This is a genomic window from Thioclava sp. F28-4 (assembly GCF_002020045.1).
Lineage (GTDB): Bacteria > Pseudomonadota > Alphaproteobacteria > Rhodobacterales > Rhodobacteraceae > Thioclava > Thioclava sediminum.
The window spans coordinates 1-10,139 of sequence record NZ_MPZQ01000031.1; the positions used below are offsets into that span (position 1 = coordinate 1).

Annotated in this window: 10 protein-coding genes; 9 read left to right on the top strand and 1 reads right to left on the bottom strand. The window is 63.7% G+C overall.

Going from position 1 to position 10,139, the window contains the following annotated elements; genetic code table 11:
• The first annotated feature begins 564 nt into the window (after positions 1 to 564).
• From BMI87_RS21375 to BMI87_RS22645, 9 genes are read left to right on the top strand one after another with little or no spacing between them, the layout of a single operon-like run.
• Positions 565 to 927, top strand: a complete 363-nt coding sequence (locus BMI87_RS21375; protein ID WP_043847423.1) for an NADH-quinone oxidoreductase subunit A — start codon at positions 565 to 567, stop codon at positions 925 to 927.
• Positions 927 to 3,119 (top strand): heavy metal-binding domain-containing protein, encoded by a 2,193-nt coding sequence (locus BMI87_RS22720; RefSeq protein ID WP_210402514.1) that lies wholly within the window; start codon positions 927 to 929, stop codon positions 3,117 to 3,119. Before BMI87_RS21375 ends, BMI87_RS22720 begins: the two co-directional genes overlap by 1 nt.
• Complete coding sequence (locus BMI87_RS21395; protein ID WP_043847419.1) at positions 3,116 to 4,015, top strand: complex I subunit 1 family protein; 900 nt, start codon at positions 3,116 to 3,118, stop codon at positions 4,013 to 4,015. Before BMI87_RS22720 ends, BMI87_RS21395 begins: the two co-directional genes overlap by 4 nt.
• Positions 4,012 to 4,530: an NADH-quinone oxidoreductase subunit J gene (locus BMI87_RS21400; RefSeq protein ID WP_078523484.1), complete on the top strand. Its 519-nt coding sequence runs from the start codon at positions 4,012 to 4,014 to the stop codon at positions 4,528 to 4,530. Before BMI87_RS21395 ends, BMI87_RS21400 begins: the two co-directional genes overlap by 4 nt.
• The gene (gene nuoK / locus BMI87_RS21405) at positions 4,527 to 4,838 is read left to right on the top strand and encodes an NADH-quinone oxidoreductase subunit NuoK (protein ID WP_050532696.1); all 312 of its coding nucleotides are present in this window, start codon (positions 4,527 to 4,529) and stop codon (positions 4,836 to 4,838) included. Before BMI87_RS21400 ends, nuoK begins: the two co-directional genes overlap by 4 nt.
• Complete coding sequence (locus BMI87_RS21410) at positions 4,835 to 6,733, top strand: NADH-quinone oxidoreductase subunit L (protein ID WP_078523485.1); 1,899 nt, start codon at positions 4,835 to 4,837, stop codon at positions 6,731 to 6,733. Before nuoK ends, BMI87_RS21410 begins: the two co-directional genes overlap by 4 nt.
• An 11-nt stretch (positions 6,734 to 6,744) precedes the next feature.
• On the top strand, positions 6,745 to 8,205 hold the full coding sequence (locus BMI87_RS21415) for a NuoM family protein (RefSeq protein WP_078523486.1): 1,461 nt from the start codon (positions 6,745 to 6,747) through the stop codon (positions 8,203 to 8,205).
• 5 nt (positions 8,206 to 8,210) lie between these two features.
• A complete protein-coding gene (locus BMI87_RS21420; protein WP_078523489.1) occupies positions 8,211 to 9,572 on the top strand; it encodes an NADH-quinone oxidoreductase subunit N in 1,362 nt (453 codons plus the stop codon).
• 13 nt (positions 9,573 to 9,585) lie between these two features.
• Positions 9,586 to 9,738 carry a hypothetical protein gene (locus BMI87_RS22645; protein ID WP_157835931.1) on the top strand — a complete coding sequence of 51 codons (153 nt, stop codon included), beginning with the start codon at positions 9,586 to 9,588 and terminating at the stop codon, positions 9,736 to 9,738.
• 107 nt (positions 9,739 to 9,845) lie between these two features.
• On the opposite strand, the gene BMI87_RS22650 is transcribed toward BMI87_RS22645, so the two are convergent.
• Positions 9,846 to 10,004 carry a hypothetical protein gene (locus BMI87_RS22650; protein WP_168175262.1) on the bottom strand — a complete coding sequence of 53 codons (159 nt, stop codon included), beginning with the start codon at positions 10,002 to 10,004 and terminating at the stop codon, positions 9,846 to 9,848.
• Between the last annotated feature and the right edge of the window lie 135 nt (positions 10,005 to 10,139).

Sequence of the window (10,139 nt, forward strand, 5' to 3'; positions counted from 1 at the left end):
ATAAACTCAATCAAGGATGAGCCAGAGCCTCCAAACGGAAAACCGCTCAAATGTCCCAAATTATCTGACGACGCACAAAAAGCCTCGTCTGTTGATCGGTTACATGGCGGCCCGGCACAAAGGTGGTTCCCATTCCTGAAAACCACCAGCATATCGGTCCGGCCGCGATCGCAGACGCAAATTCGAAGCGCACGCGGTGTTGGGCCTGTTCCTCCAGTCGGGCTACGCCCTCCTTCTGTCACAGGCCCAACACCGCGTCCCATCCTGATTGACGCTGAGTCTCAACTTGTTTGTCGCGCCGCACCAATGTTAGTGATTTTGAAATCAGCAATCCATCGTGCCGATGAAATTTATCCGCATGGTTGCTGCTGACAAAGGCGCCGCGACTTTCAAAATCTCATTGCTTCAAGTCGCGTCGTCAGGTTGGGGAAGTAATTTTTCGTAATCGTTTTTCTTTTTGAGCGTCCTTGCCTTAACGTGGATGGAAAGGACTACGCACGGCTTTTTCGTGCGCGGTACCAGATCTGGCAAAAAAGGCCAAGCACGACAGGAGCCAGTGCGGACATGAGTGAACTGACGCAATACGCCATTCTGCTCGGCCTGACGTTCGGCACGGTCGGGCTGGTCCTGAGCATCTATGCCCTCGCCCGTGCGATCGGGCGGGCCCGTGCCGAACCCGCCAAGGACGTGCCCGCAACCGCCGGCACGCTGGCCCGCGATCCGGTCTGGGTCCGATACCACGCCAAGTATTACGGCTATGCGCTATTGTTTCTGGCCTTCGATATGGAGATGGCGTTCATGTACCCTTGGGCGGTCGTCTACCGTGAAGAGGGGCTGGTTGCCCTGCTCGACATGGGTGTCTTTCTCGCAATCCTGTTTCTCGGCCTGCTCTATGGATGGAGCCAGGGCGCGCTGAGGCGGCAATGATGGATTTGTCCGGAGCACGTCAGGGTCTGTTGCGCGGTTTCCGCGGGTTGGTCGCCGGGGCCATGGCGCGGGACTTGCGCGCGTTCGTTGTTCCCGGTGAGGATATCGCAAATGCCCGTGGTCTCGATCTGGACGCCGCAGGGCTGATCCGCGCGGTGACGCCGCGCCACGCGAACGTCTTGCTGATCGCGGGGCCCTTGCCCACTGCGCTGGCCGATGCGGCCAGCGTCGTCTGGGCCCAGATGCCGCGACCCCGGTGCATTCTGGCGCTTGGTGAGGTCGATCTTGGCCCTCTGCCCACTGCCGACGTGACGGCGGAGATGTCGCAGGCGGGCCTGATCTCCGGACTGGAGGATCTGCGCAAACTGCTCCGCAATGGGGCTTTTGCACCAGACATCACGGAGTTTGATGCGCCTGCCCTGTCGGAGCGGATCGAATACACCTGCCCCATGCATCCCGAAGTCGTTTCGGACGAACCCGGCAAATGCCCGAAATGCGGGATGTTCCTTGTGGAACGCCGCGTTTCCGGCGCGGCGTCGCACGGCCATGAGGGCCATGAGGGCCATGAGGACCATGAGGACCATGAGGACCATGAGGACCATGAGGACCATGAGGACCATGAGGACCATGAGGACCATGAGGACCATGAGGACCATGAGGACCATGAGGACCATGAGAAATCGTCCACGGGTTCTACGCAAGCAGAAAAGGCCCATCATCACGCGGATGCTGTGACCAGCGCCGAGGCGTCCACTTCCTATGTTTGCCCCATGCACCCAGAGGTCACCTCCGACACGCCCGGCTCCTGCCCCAAATGCGGCATGGACCTCGTCCCTCAGGCCGAGGCCGGAGAGCACGCGCACCAAGGTCATCATGCGCATCACGGCCACGGCCATCACGCCAAACCGGCCTCGGAGCCGACAGGCCCCTACACCTGCCCGATGCACCCCGAGGTGACCTCCGAGACACCGGGTTCCTGCCCCAAATGCGGCATGGACCTCGTTCCGCAGGCCGAGGCCGGAGGCCACGCGCACAGTGGACATGGCAGTCACAAGCACCACGCGCACACGCCAGCCCAAGAGGGCCAAGGGGGGCACGCTGCGCATGGCGCACACGGGCAGCAGGATGCGCATAGCGAGCATCATGGCCACGCAGGCCACGGCGCAGCGCCCGACATCCCGGGGATCGAGCCACATTTCATGTCCATGGTCGAGCTGACGGAAGGCAAACCGGTCAGCCCCGACGGGTTGGTGATGGAATGGATAGACGCTCCATTCGGCCCATTCTTCCCGGGTCTGCCAAGCGGACTGCATATGGTTCTGACCCTCGATGGAGACAGCGTCGCGGGCGCCGAGATCAGAGGGATGGAGGCGGCAGCGCTGCCATCAGGCGTTGCTCTCGAAGACTTTGCTGCAAGTCTTGCAGACGCGGTGCCCCTGTCACTTGTGGCGATGCGCGAACTGGCCTGCCGCGCTGCCGAAGCTGCAACAGGGCAGACCGCGCCGAAAGACGTGCTGACGGCGCGCGCCGCGGCGGTTGAACGCGAAAGGATCGCAAGCCATCTCAACTGGCTTGCCGGGTTGGCTCGACAAGCGGGCCTTGCACCGCTGGGGCGCCGGGCGGCGGCCATGGAACACCGCGTCCGGACGGCTAAAGCGGATGAGGTGGCAGAGCAAGCAACCTCTATAACGAGCCTTCTGCACGTTGCACTCAACCGATCACTTATGGGACCAAAACTGACCGGGATCGGGACGCTTCAGGGAGCATCGGAAGGTCCTGTGGCACGTGCGGCGGGCCATGCGTCCGATGCCAGACACGGCGACGGGGTCTACGACGAATTAGGTTTCGAACCGATCACGCAGGATGAAGGCGACGCGATGGCGCGGCTACGCCAACGCTGTGCGGAGATTGCGCAAAGCCTTGATCTGATAGCCGAGGCGGGCGCGATTGCGATACCAGTGATGCCGCGTGCAAAAGGCGACGGCCATGGCATGGCCACACTGGAAACACCGCGCGGACCGGCAACCCTGCACCTGACATTGAAGGGTGGCATGGTTTCCTCGACCCATCTGACCACACCTTTCGCGGCACTCGCTGCGCATGTGCCCGACCTGATAAAGCAGATGGAACTTGCCGACGCACTGACCGCAATCGCCTCGCTCGATCTTGATCCCTGGAGCGCGTCACAATGAGTATCGCGATGATCCTTTTGGCGCTTGCTGTCGGCTGCTACGCAGTGGCCGTTCTGGAAAGCTGGGCGGTTCACGGACGCCTGAGCCTGACACGCCCGGCGACTTCGGCACTTGCTCTTTTGGGCCGTGAACAGATCATGCCCCGCACGCCCGACCGGCTCTTCTTCGAATCCGGCCCGGTCCTACTGCTGGTCGCGGGATTGCTGTCGGTGGCGGTGATCCCGCTGGCGCCGGGGCTGATCATTACCGATCTGGCCATTGGCGCGTTGTTTCTGAACGCCGCGCTGGCCTATGTACTGGTTGCCCTTATCATGGCGGGCTGGGGGCCAAACGGAGCTTATGGGATGATCGGCGGCTGGCGCTTTCTGGGCCAGTTCATCGCCTATGCCATGCTGATCGTGATGCCCATAACGGCAGTGGCGATGCGGGCGGAGTCGCTCTCCACCACCCAGATCGTCCTGTCTCAGGCGGCGCTGTGGAACGTCGCCTATCAGCCCATCGGCTTCGTCCTGTTCGTCATCGCGGCGATGGGTGTCGCCTGGCTGCCGCCCATCGACCTGCCCACCGGCGGCGGCGATCTGGCGGGTGGAGTCGAGGCCGAATACACCGGCGCGCGGCTGGCCGTCCTGCGGCTGGCACGGCTTGTGATCATCGTCGCACTGGCCAGCGCAACCGTCACTTTCTACCTCGGAGGCTGGCTTGGCCCGTGGCTGCCGGGCTGGGTTTGGACTGCGCTCAAGACGCTCGCCGTGGCAGCAGGGATGCTTGCGCTCGGATCCAGACTGCCGCGCCTGCGCGAGGCGAAGTATCTTGAACTGAGCTGGAAGCTCGGCATCACCCTGGCGCTGGCCAATATCTTCCTTGTGGGCGTCATCGCCCTCGTGGTGCCGATATGAGCCTTGCCACCGCCCTGTTTCTCGCGTTTTTCGGTGTTGCCGCGATCTGGTTCGGGATCGTCGTCTTTCGCACGCATTCCATGGTGCGTTCGGCCATCGCGCTCCTCTTCAGTCAGACCGCCATCGGGGCGATGTTCCTTGTCATGCAAGCCGAGTTCCTGGGCGTGCTCCAGATCATGATGATGGCCACCGAGATGAGCGTCATGGCGATCTTCATGGTCATGTTCATGATGGACCCCGGCGGCATGGGCAAGATGGACATGACACACCAGAAACGCCTGTCGCTCTGGGCAGGCGGGATTGGCTTGGTTGCCGCGCTTGTGGTGATCTGGACCGCCGGCTGGCAAGGCCCCGTGCCCGACGTGCCCGGGGCCGATGAACAGGCGCGCTTGCTGGGACGCGAAATCCTCGGACGCTCGATGTTCATCTTTGAAAGCGCGGCGCTGATGATCCTGACCGCGATGATCGCCGCGACCATGGTCGCCATCGCCCCGCAAGAGGAGGACACCCCATGATCCCCGAGCTCATGATCGCGCTCAGCGTCGGTGCGGCGCTTTTCGGCGTTGGTCTCTATGGCGCGCTCAGCCAGACCAACCTTGTCATGATCATCATGGGGGTCGAGCTGATCCTTGCCGCGGCACTGCTCAATCTCGTGGCGTTCTGGCGCTATCTGCACCCCGATGTGACCGCGGCGAAGATGTTCGTGCTAATTGTCATGGCGGTGATGGCGGTCGAGATGGCCGTGGGTTTCGGCATCGCCATCGCGCGGTTCCGCTCGCGCGGGTCGGTCGAGATGGAAGAAGCGCGGGAGCTCAAGGGGTGATCTGGCTGGCGCTGACGATCCTCGCGCCCCTGGGCGCGGGCCTGACGGCCCTTGCGCTGCGGCGGGCGCCGGAGGCGATTGCGCTAATCGGCGCAGCCCTGGGCCTTGCCGGGGCAATTGCGCTGTTCGCCGGGGTGGCGGGCGGTACGGATATCACGGCCAGTCTGCCTTTCCTGCCGGACCTGCCGATCCGGTTGGTGGCCAGCCCGCTGACGGCAACGCTGGCGCTGGTCGTCGCGACCGTCGCGGCCATGGTCCTGACCTATGCGGCGGGCTACATGGCGCAGGATCCGGAACGCCCCCGCTTTTTCGGCACCATGCTGATGTTCGTGGCCGCGATGCAACTTCTGGTGCTGTCGGGCGACTGGATCACACTTCTGGCGGCGTGGGAAATGATCGGTTTCGCCTCTTACCTTCTGATCGGGTTTTGGCACGGACGCAACGGAGTGCCCGGGGCGGCCATGAGGGCGTTCCTCTATACCCGGACGGCCGATCTGGGCCTCTACCTCGCGGCCTTCCTGCTGATCGGTATCGCCGGAACCTCCGAGATATCGGCCACGCTTGCCACCACCGGCACCCCGGCGCTGATCGCGGGCCTGCTGCTCTTGTTCGCGGCGATGGGCAAGTCGGCGCAGGTGCCGATGCAGGACTGGCTGATGCGGGCGATGGCGGGACCAACGCCGGTGTCTGCCCTGCTCCACTCGGCCACGCTGGTAGCGGCGGGGGCGATCCTGCTGATCCGGACCGCACCGATGTTGCCTGGCGGCGCGCTTCTGGCAATCGGGATTGTCGGCGGGGCGACGGCGGTGATTGCCGGGCTAATGGCACTGGCCGCAACGGACCTCAAGCGTCTGCTCGCCGCCTCAACCGCCAGCCAGTACGGGCTGATGCTGATCGCGGTGGGGGCCGGGGTTCCCATCGCCGCCCTTCTGCACCTGATCGCCCATGCGGCGATCAAGTCGGCGCTGTTCCTTGGCGCCGGCGTCTTCCAGCACGACCGCGAGAGCACGGATCTTGACACGCTTGCGGGCGCAGGTCGCACCCGGCCCGGCATCTTTGCGGGCTTTGCCGTGGCAGCTCTGGCGCTGGCCGGGCTGCCACCGCTCGCTGCCTTCTATTCCAAGGACGCAATACTCGCCGCGGCTCTCGATAGCCCCTCTGCCGCGTGGTTGCTGCTGCTGGCCCTTGCCGGGTCGGTGCTGACCGGGGCTTATATGGGCCGGGCATTGAAGGTGCTGTGGTCCGGCACGCCGGAGAAGCCCCACGATCCAGTGCCGCTTATGGCCGTCGGCATGGGCGTTCTCGTGGCACTCGCCGCCACGCTCGGCCTTGTTTTCAAACCGCTGGAGGCGATGCTGGGCGCGCATCTGGCCGAGCCCGGCTGGATCGTCCCGGCCATGGGGCTGGCGGTGGGTCTGGCCGGGCTGGCGCTTGGCTGGCTGCTGGCCCCCGCCCGCCTTCTGGGTCCGCTGCTTGCACCTGCGCGGGATGGGTTTCCAATTGCAGGGGGTTTGGACGCCCTCGTGGTCCGCCCGGCGCTGGCCCTGGCGCGGCTGTGCGACCGTCTGGATAGCTGGATCATCCGCCGTGTCGTGCTGGGCGGCATCGTCACAGGCGCACAAGCGCTGTCACACCGGATCGAGCGCGCCGAATACTGGCTTCTGGCGCTGGTCAACGCGGTTGGCAGGCTGAACCTGTCTCTCGGACAGATCAGCCTGCGCACCGACCGTGACACCATCGACCGCGCAATCTTTGGCCTTGTCGATCGCACAGTCGCCCTCGGCACCCGCGCCCGCCGCCTGCAAAGCGGCCTTATCCACCGCGAAATGGCGATGACCGTCGCCGGAATCGCCCTTGTCACCGGCGTACTCCTCGCCGCCCCGCTTTTCTTCTGAGGATCGCGCTCATGCCGCTTCTGACCATTGCCACCTTCCTGCCCATCCTTGCCGGTCTCGCGCTTATGGCGCTGCCCGACCGCTCCACGAAAAAGGCACACACGGTGTCCATCGCCGCGACGGGGGCCGTCTTCCTCATCACGCTGGGGATCTGGGCGCGGGGCATCGTGGCCGGAGATTTTGCCCAGGTCGAGGAAATCGCCTGGATCCCGGCCATTGGCGCAGCCTACCGACTGGGCGTGGACGGGTTGAGCCTGCCGCTTGTGCTGCTGACCTCGCTTCTGTTTCTTCTGTCGGCGTTGTATTCGGCGCGGATCGGGGAGCGGGCGGCCTCCTATGTGGTGCTGATGCTGATGCTGGAAACCGCGTCGCTCGGCACCTTCATGGCGCTTGACGGCCTGCTCTTCTATGTCTTCTTCGAGGTCTCACTGGTGGGCATGTATTTCATGATCGCAGGCTGGGGCTATGAAGAGCGGCAACGGGCTGCGCTCATGTTCTTCCTCTATACGCTTGTGGGCTCGTTGCCCCTCCTGCTGGCGATCATCGGGCTTTACCTCGGCTCAGGTACCTTCGACATGCGTGTCTGGGTCGAAGGTACCACACTGGGCGGGCTTCCCGCCATGCTGGCGCTGATTGCAATGCTCGTGACCTTCGCGGTCAAGATCCCGGCCTTCCCGGTCCACACCTGGCTTCCGGCGGCGCATGTGCAGGCGCCCACGGCGGGCAGCTTGATCCTCGCCGGCGTGATGCTGAAATTCGGCACATACGGGCTGGTGCGCTTTGCCTACCAGATGACGCCCGAGGCCTTCGCGCAGGCCGGACAGGTGATCCTCGCCTTCGGGGTGGTCAGCGCGCTTTACGGGGCCTTCGCGGCACTGGCGCAGAGCGACCTAAAGAAGATGATCGCCTACACGTCCGTTAACCACATGGGGTACGTGGTGATGGGCGTCGCCATTGCTGCACTGGCGACAGAGCCGCGCATCCGGACCATAGCTTTGGATGGCGCGACCCTCCAGATGGTCAGCCACGGGCTGGTCACGGGCGCCCTCTTCTTCCTTGTGGGCATGTTGCAGGACCGGGCCCATACCCGCGGAATCGGCGATTTCGGCGGGCTGCTGGGCCGTGTGCCGTGGCTTGGCTGGGCCTTCATCCTGTCGGCTTTCGCCTCTCTCGGATTGCCGGGCCTGGCGCACTTCCCGGCCGAGTTCCAGATTTTCCTTGCCACGCTGAACGGCATGCCCTGGGGGTTGATCGCGATCCTCGCCATCGTTGTCACGGCGGCGCTGTATCTGCGGGCCATCGCGGGCGTGTTTCTGGGCGAGATGAACGACAAATGGGCCGACATGCCCGATCTGGACCGGCGCGAAAAGCTGGTGGTCCTGCCGCTTCTCGTCCTGACCGTTCTGATCGGTGTCGCACCCGGCTGGCTGATTGACATGATCCACACCACCATGACGGGCCTCGGCAACTGATGGAGATGGGCCGCGATCTTGCCCTTCTGGCGCCGGAGCTTACGCTTGCCGCCGCGGCGATGCTGATGATCGTCGCCGAGATGTTCCGCGCGGCGCGGCTGGTGCTGGCCATCGGTCTGGCCGGGCTTGCGGCGGCCACCCTGCTGACACTGCCGATGCTGAGCGTTGACGCCACCGTCTTCGGCGGCACTTACCGGATAGACCTGATTTCGGGCTGGGCCAAGCTGATCCTGCTGCCCGGCACCGCTCTGTCCCTGCTGCTCGTCCGGGCCGAAATCACCGGTCGCCCGCGCGAAGGCAGCGTTCAATCCCTCGTCGTGCTCGTGACCCTTGGCGCGCTGATGCTGTCGGGGGCTGGCGACATGATGGTGGTGGTGATCGGTGTTGTGCTGACCGGACTGGGCTCTTTCGCGCTTGTGGCCTGGCCGCGCGACGATGCGGCCACCGAGGCAGCGATGAAATACCTCGTCTTCGGCGCGGTCACCGGATCGGTGATGATCTACGGGCTGACCTTCTGGTTCGGCGGCACCGGCTCGACCCTGTTCTCGGAGCTGGGCCAGTTGCAGGGCCAGACACTTGTGACCATCGCCGGGTTGATCGCCATCATCGTCGGTCTGGGCTACAAGGGATCGCTGGTGCCGTTTCATTTCTGGGCACCGGACGCTTATCAGGGGGCGCCCGTGTCGATCGCGGCCTACCTGTCCGTCATCACCAAGGCGGCCGCCTTTTTCGCGTTCGCGCAGGTCCTGCGCGACCTGCCCCGTGACGGTGGCTGGCCTCTGGCGCTGGCCGTGATCGCGGCGGCGACAATGACCTATGGCTACCTCGCCGCACTGGTGCAGACCAACCTTGTGCGCCTGATCGCCTATTCCTCGGTGGCACAGTCGGGATATTTCCTGATGGGCGTCGTGGCCCTCGGGGCCAGCGGCTTTGCCGTTCCGGGCATTCTGGTCTTTGCCGCCGCTTACGTGGCGATGAACCTCGGTGCCTTTGCGGTTGTCCTGCTGGCCGGGCGCGATCTGGGCGATCTCGAAGGCTTCGGGCGCACCCGTCCGTGGCTCGGCGCGGCGATGGTGGTGTTCCTGCTGTCACTGACCGGCATCCCGCCGCTCTTCGGCTTCGTGGGCAAATTTTATCTGCTCTCGGCAGCGGTCGAGGCCGGGTATCTGTGGCTTGCGATCATCGGCGTCCTGAACTCGGTGCTGGCACTTGGAGTTTACCTGCGGTTGATGGTGCCGATGTATCGAACTTCTTCGACAGAGCACCCGTCAGAGGTGGGCGCAGTTCTGACCCAAGGAACAGTCGTGGTCACCGTGCTTGCCACGCTGCTCATCGGGCTCGCGGCCGGAATCCTGCCCGGGCCGTAGACCAGACATTGGCATGGATTTGAAGGTGACCGGGCCAGCCCGCCGGTTTGAGACGCGTTCAAGCGAAGAGCATCGGACATTCGCGCGCGCACCTTTTGCGCGCGATGATGTAGATGAGGTGCTGGGTCCTGAGACCGGCAAGCAGGCAAAAAAAATCTACGCATAAAGCACGAACAGGGTATCGACCACTGCCACAATCGTCAACGCGCATCATCGCATGTGCAAACAGGTTGAAACCGCTGGAGGCGGAATGATCGGGGACAGATAGATCACCTAGATCATCCATCGCGGCATCAGGTAATCTAGGATCATCGTGCCTTCATAGTCGAGGCTTTCCTGATTAACGATAATCTCGACCCAATCCAGATTGTCCGGATGCGGCACGTATGGCGCCAGACGGAACGCCAGACCCGCTAGAGCGCGACAACGCACGATCGCCCCCTGAACACAGATTGCACAGGGGATGCCGCAAGCAACTGTATTCACTTATTGTCTGACGTCAGCGCCTATGGGACAGATTTGAGGTTTTCGTAACGGAGGATTTCTGGTTCATCGCAGCTATCAAGA

Bases quoted from the DNA above. Each gene is read 5' to 3' on its own strand.
- BMI87_RS21400 (WP_078523484.1), top strand. From the start codon at position 4,012: ATGAGCCTTGCCACCGCCCTGTTTCTCGCGTTTTTCGGTGTTGCCGCG.
- BMI87_RS21375 (WP_043847423.1), top strand. From the start codon at position 565: ATGAGTGAACTGACGCAATACGCCATTCTGCTCGGCCTGACGTTCGGC.
- BMI87_RS21395 (WP_043847419.1), top strand. From the start codon at position 3,116: ATGAGTATCGCGATGATCCTTTTGGCGCTTGCTGTCGGCTGCTACGCA.
- BMI87_RS21415 (WP_078523486.1), top strand. From the start codon at position 6,745: ATGCCGCTTCTGACCATTGCCACCTTCCTGCCCATCCTTGCCGGTCTC.
- BMI87_RS22645 (WP_157835931.1), top strand. From the start codon at position 9,586: ATGGATTTGAAGGTGACCGGGCCAGCCCGCCGGTTTGAGACGCGTTCA.
- BMI87_RS21420 (WP_078523489.1), top strand. From the start codon at position 8,211: ATGGGCCGCGATCTTGCCCTTCTGGCGCCGGAGCTTACGCTTGCCGCC.
- BMI87_RS22720 (WP_210402514.1), top strand. From the start codon at position 927: ATGGATTTGTCCGGAGCACGTCAGGGTCTGTTGCGCGGTTTCCGCGGG.
- nuoK (WP_050532696.1), top strand. From the start codon at position 4,527: ATGATCCCCGAGCTCATGATCGCGCTCAGCGTCGGTGCGGCGCTTTTC.